The 17,917-nt window shown below is 56.4% G+C and carries 14 protein-coding genes; 7 read left to right on the forward strand and 7 right to left on the reverse strand.

The annotated features are described in order from the left end of the window. Positions 1-581: 581 nt before the first annotated feature. Genes IDH45_RS28550 through IDH45_RS28560 form a run of 3 tightly spaced genes read right to left on the reverse strand, consistent with a single transcriptional unit; the run spans position 582 to position 3,720 of the window. Positions 582-1,649: a phosphodiester glycosidase family protein gene (locus IDH45_RS28550; RefSeq protein ID WP_190931567.1), complete on the reverse strand. Its 1,068-nt coding sequence runs from the start codon at positions 1,647-1,649 to the stop codon at positions 582-584. Then, positions 1,646-2,092, reverse strand: a complete 447-nt coding sequence (locus tag IDH45_RS28555; RefSeq protein WP_190931568.1) for a hypothetical protein — start codon at positions 2,090-2,092, stop codon at positions 1,646-1,648. Before IDH45_RS28555 ends, IDH45_RS28550 begins: the two co-directional genes overlap by 4 nt. Positions 2,093-2,097: 5 nt before the next feature. After that, positions 2,098-3,720 (reverse strand): response regulator transcription factor, encoded by a 1,623-nt coding sequence (locus IDH45_RS28560; RefSeq protein ID WP_190931569.1) that lies wholly within the window; start codon positions 3,718-3,720, stop codon positions 2,098-2,100. Between the two features lie 169 nt (positions 3,721-3,889). Between IDH45_RS28560 and IDH45_RS28565 the strand changes: the two genes are divergently transcribed. Beyond that, positions 3,890-4,831, forward strand: a complete 942-nt coding sequence (locus tag IDH45_RS28565) for an NAD(P)/FAD-dependent oxidoreductase (protein WP_190931570.1) — start codon at positions 3,890-3,892, stop codon at positions 4,829-4,831. Between the two features lie 353 nt (positions 4,832-5,184). Next, the gene (locus tag IDH45_RS28570) at positions 5,185-7,899 is read left to right on the forward strand and encodes a glycoside hydrolase family 20 zincin-like fold domain-containing protein (RefSeq protein ID WP_190931571.1); all 2,715 of its coding nucleotides are present in this window, start codon (positions 5,185-5,187) and stop codon (positions 7,897-7,899) included. Between the two features lie 51 nt (positions 7,900-7,950). Here the strand turns inward: IDH45_RS28570 and IDH45_RS28575 are convergent, their stop codons facing one another. After that, positions 7,951-8,835: a helix-turn-helix domain-containing protein gene (locus IDH45_RS28575; RefSeq protein ID WP_190931572.1), complete on the reverse strand. Its 885-nt coding sequence runs from the start codon at positions 8,833-8,835 to the stop codon at positions 7,951-7,953. A gap of 184 nt (positions 8,836-9,019) precedes the next feature. Between IDH45_RS28575 and IDH45_RS28580 the strand changes: the two genes are divergently transcribed. The 4 genes from IDH45_RS28580 to IDH45_RS28595 all read left to right on the forward strand — a co-directional run bounded on the left by IDH45_RS28580 (position 9,020) and on the right by IDH45_RS28595 (position 11,460). Next, complete coding sequence (locus tag IDH45_RS28580; protein WP_190931573.1) at positions 9,020-9,871, forward strand: phytanoyl-CoA dioxygenase family protein; 852 nt, start codon at positions 9,020-9,022, stop codon at positions 9,869-9,871. Positions 9,872-10,016: 145 nt separating this feature from the next. Continuing rightward, positions 10,017-10,262, forward strand: a complete 246-nt coding sequence (locus tag IDH45_RS28585) for a hypothetical protein (RefSeq protein ID WP_190931574.1) — start codon at positions 10,017-10,019, stop codon at positions 10,260-10,262. Between the two features lie 211 nt (positions 10,263-10,473). Further along, positions 10,474-10,674 carry a hypothetical protein gene (locus tag IDH45_RS28590; protein WP_190931575.1) on the forward strand — a complete coding sequence of 67 codons (201 nt, stop codon included), beginning with the start codon at positions 10,474-10,476 and terminating at the stop codon, positions 10,672-10,674. 63 nt (positions 10,675-10,737) lie between these two features. Further along, complete coding sequence (locus IDH45_RS28595; protein WP_190931576.1) at positions 10,738-11,460, forward strand: Dph6-related ATP pyrophosphatase; 723 nt, start codon at positions 10,738-10,740, stop codon at positions 11,458-11,460. Positions 11,461-11,506: 46 nt separating this feature from the next. Here the strand turns inward: IDH45_RS28595 and IDH45_RS28600 are convergent, their stop codons facing one another. From IDH45_RS28600 to IDH45_RS28610, 3 genes are all read right to left on the reverse strand, one after another. Then, positions 11,507-13,273: an Imm51 family immunity protein gene (locus IDH45_RS28600; RefSeq protein ID WP_190931577.1), complete on the reverse strand. Its 1,767-nt coding sequence runs from the start codon at positions 13,271-13,273 to the stop codon at positions 11,507-11,509. A 182-nt stretch (positions 13,274-13,455) separates the two neighbouring features. Continuing rightward, complete coding sequence (locus IDH45_RS34410) at positions 13,456-14,604, reverse strand: polysaccharide deacetylase family protein (protein ID WP_223837052.1); 1,149 nt, start codon at positions 14,602-14,604, stop codon at positions 13,456-13,458. Between the two features lie 140 nt (positions 14,605-14,744). Next, positions 14,745-15,452 carry a DUF2161 domain-containing phosphodiesterase gene (locus tag IDH45_RS28610; protein WP_190931578.1) on the reverse strand — a complete coding sequence of 236 codons (708 nt, stop codon included), beginning with the start codon at positions 15,450-15,452 and terminating at the stop codon, positions 14,745-14,747. Positions 15,453-15,711: 259 nt separating this feature from the next. On the opposite strand from IDH45_RS28610, the gene IDH45_RS28615 reads away from it, so the two are divergent. Further along, positions 15,712-17,607, forward strand: a complete 1,896-nt coding sequence (locus IDH45_RS28615; RefSeq protein WP_190931579.1) for a PrkA family serine protein kinase — start codon at positions 15,712-15,714, stop codon at positions 17,605-17,607. Positions 17,608-17,917 lie beyond the last annotated feature (310 nt).

The raw sequence follows: 17,917 nt of genomic DNA on the forward strand, positions 1-17,917 counted from the left end.
CTCCTATTAAAAAATAGTTCCATTACTTTTCATTACACAAATTTCCCATCATTCAAACCATCTTTTTTGAGGTACCTAAGTAGTTACTGCCAGAGACTCTTAATTGGCGCGGGAACGGCGATTTTGCGCAAATAGAAGCTCCGATCGTCTCTTATCGCCGATCCCATCCACATTTCGCCCACCTTCCATCCGCATCCTACCCCTTTCCCGCCCGTATTTCGCCCGCCTCTTCCCCACTTCCCGCCACACCCGCCCCGTCAACCACGGCGAATCAAAGCGCGCAGCCAACAGCAAAAAACCGCTCTACATCCGCGCTATCGAAAGCGCGGGCGTAAGCGGCTGATGGACAACGAACCGATTACAAGCCCTTGGTTTTGTCTTCGTTATAAGAAGAAGTCAATATCGCAACGACAAACATCGTTAATACGATCATGACAATCCAGAACGTAGATGAAGCGAAAATAGACATGCCGGGTCGCACCTCCCAGATGGAATACCGTGACAAACTACCCCTATTATACCCAAAGGATCATTAAAAGAAAACGGCCCAAATGTGAACATTATGGCACAATTGGCTGAAATCACTTGAAAAATAAAAAGTGCGTAGGAAGCGAGCGCAGCTGTCCGTCCGACGGCTTATTGACGACTTTGCCCTCGAATACGAGCGATGTCGAACCGCCCCCGTCCAGATTGTAAGCGTCGATGACGCGCATTCTGGCCAGCTTGTCCTGGAGCTCGGCCAGCGTAGCGCCGGAGCTGCCCCGCTCGTTGTAGCCGTCGGCGACGACGAACAGCAGCTGGTTGTTGCCGAAATTCCCGACTACGGTGCGCGGAGCGCGGCGCGGGGAATTGAGCCATTTGGAAGGGATAGCCTGCTTCTGACCGCCCTTCAGCAAGACCGGGACGAACGTGGCCCCGAAGGAAGGATTCAGCTTGTCCAGATCGGACTGACGCGCAAATTTGCCGCCGATCAGCTTCCGGTCTTTGCTGAGCCCGATGAAAGCCAAGTCATCAAAGGTCGGTTCGAAGCCGTATACGTATTTGCCATCCAGCATCGTCGTGCTGAGCGGATACCGTTTGCCGTCCTCACTGTCCGCAAATCCGCCGGCGTTGATCCCGGCGATTGCGCCGTAACGGTTCGCGGCGGCCAGCGTCGTCTCGGAACCGCCGACTTTGTCTTTGCCGAGCGTCATCTTAACTGCATGGTCCGACTTCATCTCCACCTTCAAGGCGTATCCCTTATAGTTCGGATCGGAGAACTGGTACAAGCGCAGATCGATGTTGCCCGAGGTGACGGTACGAATCGGCTTGCCGAGCTCGCCTGCGAGCCGGTTGTCGAAGATTTGCGCGGGCCTGCCCGCTTGGGCGACAGCCTGCTTGACCATAGCGTTCATCTCTTTGTTGCTTTCCTCATACAGCTGAAAAAACTTCTCGATCGTCCCCCGCGTAGCGATTGCATTGCCCTTGGCAACTTCGAGGTTTTGATCGATCCGGACCGCCTGCTCGGATACGGAAAACGGCTGAAGCGCAGACGGAAAGACCAGCTCGGGCATTTCCAAGGCGAAGCCGAAAGAGAACAGCCACACCAGCATGCCGATAAACGGGGCGCATGCAAGCAGAAAAAAACGGTTGATCTCGCGTGCCGTCATTTCAACACGTCCAGGTTTTGCTTTAACTCGTCCAGCTTTTTCTTCACTTCCGCGAGCTGGGTATACAGCTGGTTGCTGTTGTCGGTTTTGCTGTTCGCGTTGTCCTTCGTAAAGGCGAGCAGCTCGTTAAACGAATCGATCTTCGTCTGCAAAGTCGTCATATCCGCATTGACGGACACTTTGAGCTGTTCGAGCTGTTCCTGATACTGGGCCTGCATCGCTTGAAGCTGCAGCTCGGTTTGGCTGGCAAGCTCGGAGCTCAACTGCTTTTTCAACTGCTCGGTGTACAGCATCGTTCCCAGTACGCCGGTTGCGATCAGCAGAACCCAGCTGGAGAAAAAGATCAGGTACGTTTTTTTAGAAGATTTGGCTGCTTTAGCCGACTTGGCGCTTCTTGCGGCGGCAACGGAAGAACCTGCTTTCGCTTCGATCGGCGTGCTCATACGGATCACCTCGGTTTCGACATTTTGCGGAATGCGTTCGGGGACATTCCGGTCTGCTTTTTGAACACTTTGCTGAAATATTTCTCATCCGGATACCCGACCATCCGGGCGATTTCGGTTATTTTCAGCTGCGGGTTGGCCAGCAGCGCACGGGCTTTGTCCATTCGGATTCGACATAAGTATTCGACGAGATTCTCCCCGAAATGTTGCTTAAATTTTCTAGAAATATATTCGCGGCTTAAATAAAACCGGTCCGCCACATCCTGAAGCGTCAACTGCCGGTCGTAATGCCGGATCAGATAAGCTTCGATCTGAGGCATCGTTCCGCCGCCTTTATTTCTCCGCTTCTTCAGCCGCCCTGCCAGACGGAGCAAGCTCTCCGTCAGTTCGCTGCGCCACAGCTCGATCGACAGCTTGCCCTGCTCGTCCAGCGGGACCAGGAAGGTGGAGCTTTCCGAAGGCAGCTTCAGCTCCGGGGGCAGTCCGTCGTGGAAAAAATAACGAATCCACCGTTCCTTGATGACGTTGTATTCATGCCGCCATAATTCGACCTGATCCACCGTAATCCGCTCGAGCTGTCCGACCTCCTGAAGAAAGGCATCAATGGAAGCGCGGATTTTGTCGGTTTCACCGCTGCGAAGGGCGAGGCGGATATCTTCCTCGAAGTCGGCAAAATGTACTTTGTTCGGATAGGGCCGTTCGTCGCCGTCATACTTATGAATCCAGCCGCCTTCGTCGAGCAGATTGCGGCGGCGCAGCGCTTGGGATGCCTGGTTGTACGACTGATGCAGCCTGTGAGGATGCGATACCGCATCGCCGAGACCGAAGTCGCTCCGGGTCTGTATCGTCCTGGAGATGGACTGCAGGATGCGCGATAGAAGGATAACCGCATGCTCCAGGTTGTCCCACAGCAGCAGAACGATTTCCTTGTCGCTGTTCCGCGGCCGGAACGCAATGCCGATATCGTCCGGAATCAAATATGCATTGCATATATCCAGCAGCGAGAAGAAGAGCAGATCCGGATGCAGCGCATATTTGGCGCGGACGCTGCGGCTGATCGTGTCCAGACTGAGAATCGCGACCCGGCACGCTTCGGCGTTCTGCAGCGACGGAAGCTCCCGCTCCAGTTGTTCGCGGATTAGTCCGAATCCGACGGAATCCGATAATAGATCCGACAGCAGCTTATCCAAATATAGCGGCTTGAGCCGGTCGACCTCAAGCGACCGGGTTCGTTCTTTTTCGCGAATCTGCTCGTCGCGTCTCCATTGGTCGGCGGCGGCCAGCACCGCATCCTGCAGTTGATACGGCTCGGGCGGCTTTAGCAGCAGATCGCTCACGCCCCATTTAATAGCTTGACGGAGCCGGTGCGTATCGTGGAAATCGGTCAAAACGATGATTTTGCTGAAAGGCGCGGAGGCTTGCAGACAGCCGAGCAGCTCAGGCCCATCTGTGCCCGCAATGCTCCAGTCGAGCAGCAGCAGCTCGGGGCGATCCCGGCCCATCAGGTCCAGGGCGGAAAGCTCGTCTTCCGCTTCCCGTACGGAACCGATTCCGGCTTCGGGCCAGTTGACGCTTATCCGGATCATATTTCTCAGAAGTTTGTCGGGGGAAGCAATGAGTGCTTTCATGGTGCTGTTCCGTCCTTTGCAAGTTTTGTCGCTCGTGTTGTTAGGATTAGACGGCGAAGTCATTTTATCACACAAATTCGACAATAGGAACCGCAGTAGGTCCGTCGGGCATGATCCGTCCTTCGCTGGACACACTATATGAGGAACGAATCGGAGCGGAGGGAACGCAATGACGGTATACGACTGCCTGATTGTCGGCGGAGGGATCGCCGGTCTGCAGGCGGCTATTCAGATCGGCCGTTACGGACGCGCGGCGCTTGTGGTCGATAAAGGCGACGGGCGCTCGACGTTATGCCGCAGCTATCACAATCTGCTCGGGTGGCCGGACGGCGTGTCGGGCAGCGAGCTGAGGCGGCTGGGGAGAGTTCAGGCGGAAAGCACCGGGGTGCGTTTCGTCAAGGATGAAATCACGGATGCGGTGCGTCAGGAGGAATGGCTGGAGCTGACGGGGGCCGAGCGGACCTATCAAGCGAGAACCGTACTGCTTGCGACCGGTATCGTCGACCGGTTTCCCGATCTGCCGGGACTGGTGCCGTGTCTGGGCAAAACGGTGTATGTCTGCCCCGATTGCGACGCTCATGAGGTGCGCAACCGCAAGACGATCGTCATGGGCTCGGGAGATACCGGTGCGGCGATGACGATCACTTTGTCCGGGTGGACCGGCGATTTGCTATACGTGAACCATGAGCGCAAGCCGATCAAGCAGGAGCTGGCAAATCAGCTGAAGGAGGCGGGGATTGCGGTGATCCCGGAGAGGATCGTCGCAGTGCTGGAGAAGGATGACGGAGTATTCGGCGGCATTACACTTCGCGACGGGGGCGATATATGGGCGGAACGCGGGTTTATCGCATTCGGGGGAAATGAGGTTCGTTCCGGACTGGCCGAGAAGCTAGGCGCAGAGCGGCACGAGAACGGCCATATTATGACCGATGCCCGAACGAAGATGACGACGGTGCCGAACGTATGGGCGGCCGGAGACATCGGCGTACATTCGGAACAGGTGGCCATAGCGATGGGCGAAGGAAGCCAGGCGGCGATCTGGATGCACAAGGCGCTCAGCCGTATGGGCAAAGGGGTGGAGCTGCCGGTTTCAACTGCCGGGCGGAAGTAGCGGGGCTGGCTGCAGGAAGCTTTTCTTTTCCCGACTGTGCTCCAAGTCGCAGAGAGCGGGAGAAAGGGTTCCCGCGAACATCGCAGGATTTGCCGTCTTTGCCGTCGCCCATGCAAGCCGGGATCGGATTATCTGTTAACGTCAGTGCTTCGCGCACTGGCGTTTTTGGGCTTCAGCGTTCCCCCCCCCCCCTCCCTTGTTTCCCGACTGTGAATAATTGTAGTTCGATAACAGGAGAGCTTCAGAAGAAAAGTGTCGTTGACAACAATTACCGGTAAAACTATTATATATAATATAGCATATAAATAACATAACATTTAGTAACTGGACCTACTATGAAAGGAGCAGATCGAATGAAACTCGACCTGTTTGCGGAAACCGATCATCGGACGCCGCTCTCGTTTCCCCACTTTCCTACACGACTGCAAGCCGTCGTATGGCGCAACTGGGGACTTGTCGCCGCGGATAAGCTGGCCTTTACGCTTAGGACTACCGTCACCGAATTGGAGGAGATTGCGCAAGGACTCGGATTGCCCGTTCCCGAAGCAGCCGATCCACTTTGGCTATCGCGCGGCTACATTACGATACTGCGCGCCAACTGGCATCTGCTGCCTTACGAGCAGCTGCTTGTTTTGCTGGATTGGACGGAAGAGCAGATGGCGTTCGCGCTTAAAGAGGACGATTTCCTATGGATCAAAATGGGCAGCCTGAAGCCGGCAATCGAGCCGGTGTATTATCGTCCGCTAACCGACGAGGAGCGGGAGAAGACGGAGCGGCTTCGCGCAACGATTACCCGTTATTTCCCAGAGGACGGTACGGCCGCGCCGAATGAATGGGGGATTGGGCTTGCCTCGGCGCCGGAGAAGCCGTTTGCTTTCCTTGACGGTTTCCGTTATGCCGGAGCGTCTCAGCGGCAGCGTGAAGCGTCCAGCGCCGGCGGAGGAACCGTTCCGGCAGACGGTGAAGACAAAGTGGTGCTGAACGGCAGCACGTCCATCGTTTTGCCTGAAAACGCCTCCGGCCGCGTCCGGACATTCGCTGAGCGGTTTGCGAGTAAGCTCGAACGTGATTGGGGGTTACGGCTCCGGGTGGCGGACGGCGGCAAGCCGGTCGGTCCGAACTCGAGCGTTGTACAGCTGAAGCTCGCACCGGACGCCGGCAAGCTGCGCGAAAGCCATCGTATCGCCGCAGAGGGCAACCGCGTTACCGTAGAGGCAGTAGATGAGAACGGGCTGTTGCGCGGTTTGCAGTGGATCGCGTCGGGGATGAACGAACAGGGAGGACCTTTCGTGGCCAGAGGCGTGACGAACCGGTCGACCCGCTACGATTTCCGGCTGCTGTATTCTTATTTTGCCGTGTATGGAGATCCGCTGCTCGATCCCGAGCTTGATCCGTATCCCGAACACTTGCTCGAAAGTTTGTCGGAGACCGGGGTAAATGCGGTTTGGCTGCAATGCGTCCTGTACCAGCTAGTACCTTTCGCCGAAGCGCCCGAGATGTCGATAGGCTGGGAACGCCGGGTGGAAGGGCTGCGCAGGCTGGCGGCACGGGCAGCCGAGTATGGGATCGGAATTTATTTGTACTTTAACGAGCCGCGCTCCATGCCTCTGGAATTTTTCGAGGCGAGACCGGACTGGAAGGGGCATACGATCGGCACTCACGCTTCGATGTGCACGTCGCATCCGGAAGTTCAGCGGTATCTGAAGGAAGGGACAGCGGCGTTGTTCCGATCGGTTCCGGAGCTGGCGGGGCTGTTTACGATCACGATGTCGGAAAATATGACCAACTGTTACTCCGTGTCCGGCCGGTCCAAGCTGACTTGCCCGCGCTGCTCGGAGCGCTCGCCTGCTGAAGTGGTGGCCGAGGTAAACCGTCTGATCGCCGAGGGCGCACACAGCGCCAAGCCGGATGCCCGGATCGTGTGCTGGACGTGGGGCTGGCGCGAGTCGAACGGATTCGATCTGGAGCGCTGCATCTCGCTGCTGCCGAAAGGGGTCAGCGTCATGAGCGTAAGCGAAGACGAGAAGCCGACGAACGTGGGCGGGGTTCCAGGCCAAGTCGTAGACTACTCGATCTCGCAAGTCGGTCCGGGCGACAAGTCGCGGAACGTCTGGAAGGCTGCGCGCCGGCACGGGTTGCAGGCGTACGCCAAGGTGCAGTTCAATAACACCTGGGAATGCTCGGCCGTCCCGTTCCTGCCGGTATTCGACCTGGTTAACGAGCATATCGGCAACTTGAACGAGGAGGGAGTCAGCGGACTGATGCTGAGCTGGACGCTTGGCGGGTATCCGTCCCCAACTCTGGAGATGGCGTCCAGACACTATTGGATGACCGGGACAGACGAGGAGGGGCAAGACGCTTCGGAGGCTGAGCCCGCTCCGCTCCGCATGCTGAGAGGCAAATTTGGCTATGAAACCGGCAGCGATATAGCGAGGGCGACGACCGCTTTCAGCGAAGCGTTCCGCCATTTTCCGTTCCATGTCTCGGTCGTGTATACCGCTCCGATGAACTACGGTCCCGGGAATTTGCTGCATCTGACGCCGACCGGCTACAACGCGACGATGGTAGGTTTTCCTTATGACGATGTGCATCGCTGGCGGGCGATCTATCCGCCGGAGACGTTCGAGGAGCAGTTCCGTTTATTGACCGAAGGCTGGAAGCAAGGACTCAGCCAGTTGATCGAGGCGGGTCGTCAGCTCACGGATTCTCACAAGCAGGACGCTTACACGAATTTGCTGCATAATGCGCTGGGAGCTTATTACCATTTCCGCAGCACGTACCACCAGATCGCTTTTGTTCTGGAGCGGGAGCGGCTTGCCGGGGCGGATGACCCGACTGCTGCTGCAAGCTTCCGGCAGCGGATGAAAGAGCTGGCCGAACGGGAGATCGGAATTACCCGGCAGTTGTACGACTTGATGAGACGCGACTCGCGGATCGGTTATGAAGCGAGCAACCATTATTATTACACCGCCCGGATGCTGCAGGAAAAAGTAGTAAACTGCCACGACCTGTGCGAGAAGCTGAGCGCCGCCGAGGTTCCCGTTCAGGAGGAAGCAAGCGGGCAATAGGCCTAAAATTCAGCAGGTGCAACAAGATCGCCCTTCCGGCCGGAGGGGCGATCATTGGTGTATATGCGACGTTTTCCGGTAATGGGAGGGAGGCTGTCCGGTGCAGCGCTTGAACGATTTGGAGAAGTGATACAGGTCGGAGAAGCCGCAGTAATCGGCAATTTCCTGATGGCTTAGCGTCGTGGTGACGAGCAGCTCCTCGGCGTGCCGGACCCGCAGATGCAGCAAATATTGATAAGGGGACATGCCGAAGTGTTCGCGAAACACAACGGTAAACCGCGAGGGAGACAAGTTCGCCCGGCGCGCCATCTCGCTTACCGTAAGCGGCTCGGATAACCGGAACGACATGTACGAGGTGATCCAGTTCATCATCTGTTTCGAGTCTGCAGGCTGAACCTGCTCCTTCAGATGATCCTTCAGCATCATCAGCACGAGTTCGGACGCCACATTTTGCGCTTCCAGCCGGGTCAGAGGGTCCATATGCTGACAGAGCTGTACGAGCCGGAGCATCTTCTCGCGGAACTGTACAGGCTTACTCGGGGTGAACCGGACCGGAATCTCGATCCCTTGCAGATCGTTCAGACGGGGCTGGATCAGATGCCGGTATTCGTCCAGATCGGATTGGCCGGGACGGGTTGTGAAGCTTTGCTCGCGCAGCGGGTTGTAGAAGATATCCATATGGACAAAAGGAGTGATCGTATCGGTAACGCCTTCCAGCGTCAGCGCCCAGTCCGGTTGAATCAGACAAACGTCCCCGGCCTCGAACCGGTATTCCAGCCCGTTGACGGTCGCGATAAACGTTCCTTCCTGCACATAAATCAGCAAGTAATCCAAAAGCTTGCGTTCCGGGACGAACCAAGGTTTGCGGATAGCGAAATCAGCCTGCCGGATATAAGGAACGATCGGAGCTTTAGCTATCCATTCACTCAGCTGCATGAGCTGCATCCTCCTCAAATCGGACAGGCTCTGTCCGCGCTTTCTAACCGAAGCTTACCAAATCTTTTTCCGTCATGACAGTCCTTTTTGACAAATAGGATAAAGCGAATAGACATTCAGGCCGCAAGCCGCGTGTTTTATGATGAAGAGGTTCGACACCATTCATCCGAAAGGCGGATTGTTTATGGATTCCAAGTCTAATCCCGCTCCTTTTCCCGATCTTGGCGGAGAGTATCCCGTCGATGAAGCGTTGCGCCAGTCGTATCTCGAGAAAGGCCATATCGTGCTCCGGGCGGTAGCGAAGCCGGAGGAAGTTGCGGTGTACCGCAGCGAGATCGGCGGGCTTGTCCGCAAGTTGAACCCGCACAAGAAAGACTTGAACGACCGCGATACGTATGGAAAAGCGTTTATTCAGGTCGGCAACTTGTGGCGCCATAGCCGGGCGGTGGAGAAGTTCGTCCTGGCGCGCCGGTTCGCCAAAATCGCCGCCGATTTGATGGGGGTGGAAGGGGTGCGGATCTATCACGATCAGGCGCTGTACAAGGAGCCCCGCGGCGGGCATACGCCGTGGCACCAGGACCAGATCTACTGGCCTTTGGACACCGAGCATACCGTTACGATGTGGATGCCGCTGGTCGACATTCCGGAGGAAGTAGGCTCGATGACGTTCGCTTCCGGAACGCACAAGGAAGGTTTTATCACCCGGCAGGTCATCTCGGACGAGTCCCACAAGACGCTGCAGCAATTCGTCACGGCCAAAGGGTACGAGCAGGTGAACTATGGGGCGCTTGCCGCAGGCGACGCCACCTTTCATTCGGGATGGACGGCGCACTGCGCCCCCGGGAATCCGACAGATCGCATGAGAGAAGTCATGACGATCATCTATATGGCCGACGGCGTCCGTATAGCCGATCCTGACAGCGCGGCCCGCCAAAACGAATTGCCGCAGGTGTTCCCGGGACTGAAGCCGGGCGACATTGCGGCAAGCCCGATTAATCCGCTTGTTTATCATAGGGACTGGGACAGGAGGAACTAAAGATGGGGATGGGATCGGGAACGTTTCGGTATGAACCCCGTCCGCGGCAATAACCGGGTCCAGGTGTTTACGCCTGACGGCGAATTCATTAGAATGTTCGATAACGACATGGACTACCCTTGCAGCTTCTACTTCTCGGGAAATGATGGCGTTTCCGGATTTGCACAGCCGCGTCACCCTCTTTGACAAAAACGACCGGCTGATCACGCATCTGGGCGAGGACCAGCAGGCCTATAAGCGGAAGGACTGGCCGAACCTGGAGAAGTCGTATTACCGTCCGGACAAGTTCAGTTCCCCGCACGGCGTATGCATCGATTCGAGAGGGAACCTTTATGTGGCGGAATGGATCATCGACGGCCGGATTACGAAGCTTGTAAGGGTGAAGGATTAATCAGGATGTGTGAAAAGGTCCTACCCAGTGCAGAACGTCCGCTGCGGGGAACAGCGGCACCCTGCGCCCGGAAACTTCCTAAACCTCCTATACCGCAGGTTGAAGCGGAAGGAGGTTTTTTTGCGTTCGTGGAGAAGGATGGGCGCCAAATATGGAACCGGCCCGGGATGAAGCCGTAACATAAAGAAATAACGAAGAAGGAGTGAAGTATATGAGATACGCTGCAGGAAACGCCAAAATTGTTTGCCCGTGCTGCCAAAACGATACGTTTCAGAAGGATTACCGCCAGTTGAACTCCCGGGGAGCGACTTTTTTCGGATTGGACTGGGCGAATCGCAATGCGACGATCCTCGTATGCGATCGATGCACACACATCTCCTGGTTCATGAATGAAGTGGACGACTACGAGTGACGGTTTCCCTACATAACCGGCTTATTCGGAACGGATGCCTGGCAGGAGAAAGGAGACGAGGGGATGACGGAAGCCGAAGATTGGAAAAACGGCGCGAACGGGCGCAAATTTATCGCTTCTTTCAGCGGAGGGAAGGATAGCACGCTAGCTTTGTATAAAGCTATGAACGCAGGAGATGCAGTAGGTCTCATCGTCATGCTGGAGGAGGAGGGCAAACGTTCCAGATCCCACGGTATGCCTCCCGGTCTAATCCGGGCCCAGGCCGAGTCGATCGGCTTGCCGGTATGGACCGGGGCGGCAAGCTGGACGGATTACGAGCGCGTTTTTATGGAATTGCTGGCCGAAGCGAAGCATCAGGGAGCCGAAGTGTTGGTCACGGGAGATTTGGATGTGCCTGTTCAAGATTGCTGGCATGACCGGGTTACCCGCAACGCCGGCTTACGGCTGGGGATGCCGCTGTGGGAGATGAACCACCGGGAAGCCGTCGAGGAGTTCATTCGTCTCGGGTTCATCACGATCGTCGTAACGGTAAATACATCGCTCGGCATGACGGAAGACGATCTGGGGCGAATTTTGACGATCGGGTACATCCGGGAGCTGGAAGCCCGCGGCATCGACCCGTGCGGAGAAGGCGGGGAGTTTCATACGACCGTCTTGGACGGACCTATTTTCCGCTATCGGATTCCCGTTCGCCAGGGAGAGATCGTAAGGGACGGGGTGTACGCTTTTTTGCCGCTGGAGCTGGATGAGCGGAGCTGGAGCCGGTGGGAAGCGAAGGACCTCTAAACCGAGCGGGTAGAGGTCCTTTCTCCTGCCGGGAGTCCGACAGGGACTAGTCCAGTTCGGCCCGGGCAAACAAGTCCCGGATCAGCGCTTCGTCCTCGCACGCTTGCTTAAACCCGGTAGCGAAACGGTACATCGCTTCTCTCTCGCTGGAGTAGGCGCAGAACATACTCGCTTCCGGGTCAAACCGGATAACGCCGGCCAGCTCAGGCATCTTCTCCTCCAGGAAAACGGCGGCAAGCGAACCCCAGTCGTAGCCGTTACCTTCAAATCCCTCGTCCGCCCTCAACACGAATAGCTCGGCTTTGTACTCACCGACGTTCAAAATCATCGAAACATTACCGCTATCATGTTGGACCAGCACAAATGGCCGGATCTGATCGGCAATCGTTTCAAACGTCTCCTCGTCCGGATTGGGTGAGCCTGAAACCTCAACGGCTTTCAACTGATCGATCAAGGTTTCCGCCGCTGCAGCCGTTAGCTGCAATGTGCCGTCGTTCTCCACAATCAGCCCTTGCTGCAAGCGGTTATCCAGCCAATCGGTAATAAAACCGGGGGCATACCCTCCTGTGCTGAACTCGCCGCCGAAAGCGATCATCTGTTCATAGACACCCAGATACCGGTCGCGGGTTGTTTGCGGATACGATTTCGTATACAGCCAAAACTGCAGATCGTACATCAGTATCGAGCGTTCGTCCGCATGCAGCGCGAAAAACCCTTTCTCCTCTACGATTTGGGTGCAGATCGTACGGATGACGTGTTCGATCCGCTCCACTTCGTCCACCTTGGCGCACAGCTCTGCGAGCAGGGGCGAGAATTTGCCGGCAGCGACTTTCCGCAAAGCTTCCTGCTTGTCCTCTTCGGACGTATCGTACACGTCCTCATGAACCAGTCCTTGAATAAACGCAGCGAAATTAGAGGCCAAAAACGTAATCTTGTAGTCCGCCTCCTGGTCGACATGAATGACGGCCGGCTCCCCATCTCTGCCGCATTCGCGGTAATCCAGCATGACCACATCATGACCGGCGGACGGACAGTCGCAGATAACGACGCCGATGTCGGGATAGCCCCATTCCTCAATCATAAAGGGACTGCCGAACTCACCGCACAACGAATAGGCTTTCTCCCGTCCGATTCCCAAAATTCCGGATATGGAGATATGATCCTCGGCCCAAGAGGTGGCATCGTCGGTAGGGAAACACGTTTGGACGGGAATTCCGCCGTTATGTATTTTCATCATGGCGATATAAGAGGCGGGTAGCTTATAGCCCAGCTCCTCTTCGATGGAAGCGATCAGCTCGTCTATCGGCGGTTCCGACACGTATTCCTTTCGTGCATAGTCCGAATCGTCCCAGAACCGGGTGAAATCGATCTGGCCGAAGAAGTCCCCGTCTGCCGGTGTTCCGGTGCCGCTTGCGTTGTCCGGTTTCACTCGCTTGCTTCGGGTCACTTGACTGTGCTGCTTCCCGGCCTCCTGACGGCTCGAAGTCAAAAAGTCCAACGTATCGGGATCTCCGGGATCGAGCTTGTCCGCATCCCCAAACGCGTGAACGGCTTCGTCGTAGCGTTTCAGATAATAGTAAGCGTAGCCGAGGCGGAAATGCCACAGCGGGTCTTGCCTGCCCTGCCCCTCGACGATCAGCAGCTGCTGGACGGCTTCTTCGTAACGATCCAGATTGTTGAACGCCCGGGCGAGAAGGCAGACGGCGTCGTAGTCCCGTTCCGTTTCAGGAATCTCCAGTAACGCGCTGACGATTTTCTGGTGCTCGCTGTGCTTGTGCCAGTGGGTGAGCTGCTTCAAGAGCGATTGGTCCATGATGTCACCTCTGATTCGAATGTAAATCTTTGACACAGGTATTAGACGCTAAAATAGCAGGTTAGGTTGCTGTAACCACGGATGCGGGACCCAATCAGGAGGAAAGCGGTGCAAAAAACGCCGCAGCGTTGAGGCTGTGGCGTCGGTGCGTTCTATTGGTTGCAGTAAACGGCAGAATGCCGTCACTTCAGCTTTTTCAAAAACGTCGCCATACTTTCCTTGCCTCCGATGAAAATCCGTTTAAGTTCAAGCGGAGACTGCGACGATTCGGTGCGCCCCTGATCGATCGTGAAGGCGAAGCGGACGCCGCGCTTCTCCAGCAGCTTCAGCGTAGTCGCATTGCGATTCCCGTACGGATAACAAAAGGCGAGCGTATCGACTCCCGTATGCTCCTTGAGCTGCTTGATCGATTCGGCAATCTCCAGCTCCTGTTCCTCCGCGCTCAGCTTGTTCAAGTACGGATGGGTCGCGCCATGGGGCTGGATATCCCACCCGGCGTCTCGCATCTCGCGGATCTGGTCCCAGTCCGCGAAGTAGCCGTCCTGGCCGGTCATGCCGACGGAGACGAACATCGTGGCGCGGAAGTCGTATTTCTTTAATATAGGCATCGCGTTGGTATAGTTGTCGGTGTAGCCGTCGTCGAACGTAAGCAAGACGGCCTTGTCCGGGGCTTCCCGTTTGCCGTCCCAGATGTCGATAAATTCCCGGAGCGTCAGCGTCTTGTACCCTTCGCTTGCGAGGTGGGCCATCTGTTCATCGAGCTTCTTCGGATCGAGAACGGCATTGTTGTCCGGATTCACATCGATGCTGTGATAGTTCAGCACCGGAATGGAAAACTTCTTCTTCACGGCCGGCTTATCAGCCGCAGCCTTATCGGATGACGATGGCTGCGCCTGCGGCGGCGCGGCCGAAGCAGGCGGCGTTCCGCCGTTCTGCGCGCCCGGGCCGGCGGTCGCCGCAGTGGCGTCTCCGGCTAGGGAGATGCTGCCTGCCGCAGCCGGGGATGAGGTCGCTGCTGCTGCTGAACCATTCGGGTCAACGGAACTCTCTCTCTGTGATTTTATGGAATCGCTTCCATGTCCGGGCAGCGTGCCAGCCGGGCCGGCGCTTTCGGAGACGGCCGGCGTATGATCTGCCGGAGCCGGCGCGGACGGGGCAAGCGGCGGCAGCGATTCGGAGGAGCTCAGTCCCTCATGCGTGCGGTCCTGCGATATCGTCAGGATGTCCCGCTCCGCTCCCGCGCAGCCCGCGCACAGCAGAGCCGCGGCTACCCACAGCGGCGCGGTTTTTTGCCGCAAAAGCCTTGTTCTCGAAACCACATGACCAACCATTCATCCCAACCCCCGCAGCGATAATCAATCCGGTTCATCTGTTCTGTTACATCTTATCTACGGATGCAGGATTCCATGCTTGATCCCGCGACCGCGCACTGACGCATGTCCGGCAGTCCGGTCCTGCAGGCGGTCTCCCGTTACTCGGAAGGAACGGCTTTGTGCAGGACATGACTGTACTGCTGCAGTGCCTGCTCGCCGAGAGGCGTGAGGCGGTAGATGCCGCGCCCGGTCCGCTCGAACCAGCGGTAATAATTTTTTTGTAAAAGAAGCGCCACTTTCGGGTTCCCGGTTAATTCCCGCAGCCGCTTGGGCGTCAGGTCGCCGTGCAACTGCAGCGCTTGTGCGCAGGCGAGCGCCTTCTCCCGGTAGGCGGTCATCAGCTTACGCTTCGTGCTGCCGCCGACGTTGTAATCTCCGCTGCGTTCGCGGAATTCGTGTACGAGCCGGGACGCCTTCACCTTGCTTTTCCGCGGCATGTATGGCTCCGGATCGCATACGACGTTAACGGCAGGCTTGCGGGTTTTATAAAACCGCACCGTAATCAGGCCCAGGCCGAGACGGCGGCACAGACGGGACAGATCGGACCAGGACGCGCCGTGGGGGGCTTTCCCGGACTCGGGCATTTCGACGGCGACATATACGTGGTCGGACTGCTGCAGCCTGTCGATCCCCTGAATGAGCAGCGGAATGTTGAACGTCTTCTTCAGCTCAACGATGACCGGAGGTTCGTCGCCGCGCAGCGCGACCAGATCGCAGTGGTGCACTTCGCCGCGCACTTCGTAGCCAAGCGCCTCCATGTAGCGTTTGACCGGTTCGTACAGTTCGGTTTCGCTTCGGATCGGCACGTGTACAGGTCTCCTTGTTTTCAGTAGTTTCATTATAGCATATACGTACGCCGCAGGAACTTGTATCCAGCCGTTTTCATTGATTTTCAAGGGGCGGAACCGGTCCGGAAGTAAAATTTTCGGGCAATTAATGCCGGGCAGGCGCATACGTATTTAATACGCTGCAAAATCAAATAGCCCAAGCATGGAAGCTGGAGCGTGCGAGTTAACATTCGGAAGGGTGAACCGTCTTGACGCGTGCAGATGAAAGGAGGTTACCATGGATATTTTCAAACGGATAACAGAACACCGACAAGAGCAGGAGAAAGCGTCCTGGACCGGTACGTTTGCCGAATATGTTGAAATCGTCAAGGACAATCCGAGCGTAGCCAAGACCGCGCATGCGCGTGTGTATGATATGATCGCATGGCACGGCATCACGGAGGACAACGGTTTCAGGAGGTACCGTTTCTTCGAGAACGAAATGTTCGGTTTGGACCGGACCCTGGAGAAGCTGGTCGAGGAGTATTTCCATTCCGCGGCAAGGCGTCTCGATGTGCGCAAACGGATCTTGCTGCTGATGGGCCCGGTCAGCGGCGGAAAATCGACGATCGTTACGATACTGAAGCGGGGATTGGAACGTTATTCGCGTTCGGAGGAAGGAGCGCTGTACGGTATTAAAGGTTGCCCGATGCACGAGGAGCCGCTGCATCTCGTTCCGATGGAGCTTCGTCCCGAGGTCGAGAAAGCGCTCGGCGTAAGGATTGAGGGCAATCTGTGTCCGGCTTGCCAGATGCGTCTGAAGACGGAACACGACGGGCGGATCGAAGACGTGCTCGTCGAACGGGTGCTGCTGTCCGAGGAGGAGAGGACCGGGATCGGCACCTTCAGCCCGTCTGACCCGAAGTCGCAGGATATCGCCGACCTGACCGGCAGCATCGACTTTTCCACAATTACGGAGTTCGGCTCCGAGTCGGACCCGCGCGCCTACCGGTTCGACGGAGAGCTGAACAAGGCGAACCGCGGTCTGATGGAATTCCAGGAAATGCTCAAGTGCGACGAGAAGTTTTTGTGGAACCTGCTATCGCTAACTCAGGAGGGCAATTTCAAGGCGGGCCGGTTCGCGCTTATCTCGGCGGATGAGTTGATTGTCGCCCATACGAACGAATCAGAGTACAAATCGTTTATTTCGAATAAGAAAAACGAAGCGCTCCAGTCGCGTATTATCGTCATGCCCGTCCCTTACAACCTGAAAGTATCCGAGGAGGAGAAAATTTACCGCAAGCTGATCGGCCAGAGCGACATGAAGCATATTCATATCGCCCCGCATACGCTCCGGACGTCCGCTATCTTCACGATACTGACCCGGCTCAAGGAAACTAAAAAGCAAGGCGTCGATCTGATTAAAAAGATGAAGATGTACGACGGGGAATCGATCGAAGGGCTGAAGGAAGCCGATCTGAAGGAAATGCAAAGCGAGTTCGCCGAGGAAGGCATGTCGGGTATCGATCCGCGCTACATCATCAACCGGATCTCAAGCGCGCTCATCCGTCACGATCTGAAATGCATGAATGCGCTCGACGTGCTGCGGGCGATCAAGGACGGGCTCGATCAGCATCCGTCGATTACGAAGGAGGAACGCGAGCGGTTTCTGAATTACATAGGGGTCGCGCGCAAGGAGTACGACGAGCTGGCGAAGAAGGAAATCCAGAAGGCGTTTGTCTACTCGTACGAGGAGTCGGCCAAGACGCTGTTCGACAACTACCTCGACAACGTCGAAGCGTACTGCAACTGGCAAAAAATCCGCGATCCGCTGACCGGCGAGGAGATGGACCCCGATGAGCGGCTGATGCGCTCGATCGAGGAGCAGATCGGCATATCCGAGAACGCCAAAAAAGCGTTCCGCGAAGAAATCCTGATCCGGATGTCGACGTACTCACGTAAGGGCAAGCGGTTCGATTATAACAGCCACGAGCGGCTGCGCGAAGCGATCGAGAAAAAGCTGTTCGCCGATTTGAAAGATATCGTCAAAATTACGACATCGACCAAAACGCCGGACGAGAATCAGCTGAAAAAAATAAACGAGGTAACGAAGCGGCTCATCGACGAGCACGGTTACTGCCCGGTATGCGCCAATGAAATGCTGCGTTACGTCGGCAGTTTGTTAAACCGGTAATTCGAGCGTCTGCGGTACGGTCAACAGGCACAAGGGTCCGGCGGAGCCACCGTCGGCGTTGTGCCTGTTCGTTATGCTAAGATGTACAGGTGCCGCAGGCCGTCTTCGATGCAGCTTGACCTTGTGTGCCCGCTTATGAGCAAGGGGGAAACCAAATAAAAGCGGTTTGTACCTCCTATTTTCTCCAAAACCCGCTTGAATGGGGAAATACGAGCGGTTTTGAGCTGCTAAATTCCGCGAAAAGGTCTGTACACTGCTCAGTTGGTTGAAATAAGGGGTGCAAACCGCCTTTATTTTCTTCAGTTTCCCG

Source organism: Paenibacillus oceani, assembly GCF_014705615.1.
In the GTDB taxonomy this organism is placed as follows: domain Bacteria; phylum Bacillota; class Bacilli; order Paenibacillales; family NBRC-103111; genus Paenibacillus_AB; species Paenibacillus_AB oceani.

Bases quoted from the DNA above. Each gene is read 5' to 3' on its own strand.
- IDH45_RS28550 (WP_190931567.1), bottom strand. From the start codon at position 1,649: ATGACGGCACGCGAGATCAACCGTTTTTTTCTGCTTGCATGCGCCCCG.
- IDH45_RS28555 (WP_190931568.1), bottom strand. From the start codon at position 2,092: ATGAGCACGCCGATCGAAGCGAAAGCAGGTTCTTCCGTTGCCGCCGCA.
- IDH45_RS28560 (WP_190931569.1), bottom strand. From the start codon at position 3,720: ATGAAAGCACTCATTGCTTCCCCCGACAAACTTCTGAGAAATATGATC.
- IDH45_RS28565 (WP_190931570.1), top strand. From the start codon at position 3,890: ATGACGGTATACGACTGCCTGATTGTCGGCGGAGGGATCGCCGGTCTG.
- IDH45_RS28570 (WP_190931571.1), top strand. From the start codon at position 5,185: ATGAAACTCGACCTGTTTGCGGAAACCGATCATCGGACGCCGCTCTCG.
- IDH45_RS28575 (WP_190931572.1), bottom strand. From the start codon at position 8,835: ATGCAGCTGAGTGAATGGATAGCTAAAGCTCCGATCGTTCCTTATATC.
- IDH45_RS28580 (WP_190931573.1), top strand. From the start codon at position 9,020: ATGGATTCCAAGTCTAATCCCGCTCCTTTTCCCGATCTTGGCGGAGAG.
- IDH45_RS28585 (WP_190931574.1), top strand. From the start codon at position 10,017: ATGGCGTTTCCGGATTTGCACAGCCGCGTCACCCTCTTTGACAAAAAC.
- IDH45_RS28590 (WP_190931575.1), top strand. From the start codon at position 10,474: ATGAGATACGCTGCAGGAAACGCCAAAATTGTTTGCCCGTGCTGCCAA.
- IDH45_RS28595 (WP_190931576.1), top strand. From the start codon at position 10,738: ATGACGGAAGCCGAAGATTGGAAAAACGGCGCGAACGGGCGCAAATTT.
- IDH45_RS28600 (WP_190931577.1), bottom strand. From the start codon at position 13,273: ATGGACCAATCGCTCTTGAAGCAGCTCACCCACTGGCACAAGCACAGC.
- IDH45_RS34410 (WP_223837052.1), bottom strand. From the start codon at position 14,604: ATGGTTGGTCATGTGGTTTCGAGAACAAGGCTTTTGCGGCAAAAAACC.
- IDH45_RS28615 (WP_190931579.1), top strand. From the start codon at position 15,712: ATGGATATTTTCAAACGGATAACAGAACACCGACAAGAGCAGGAGAAA.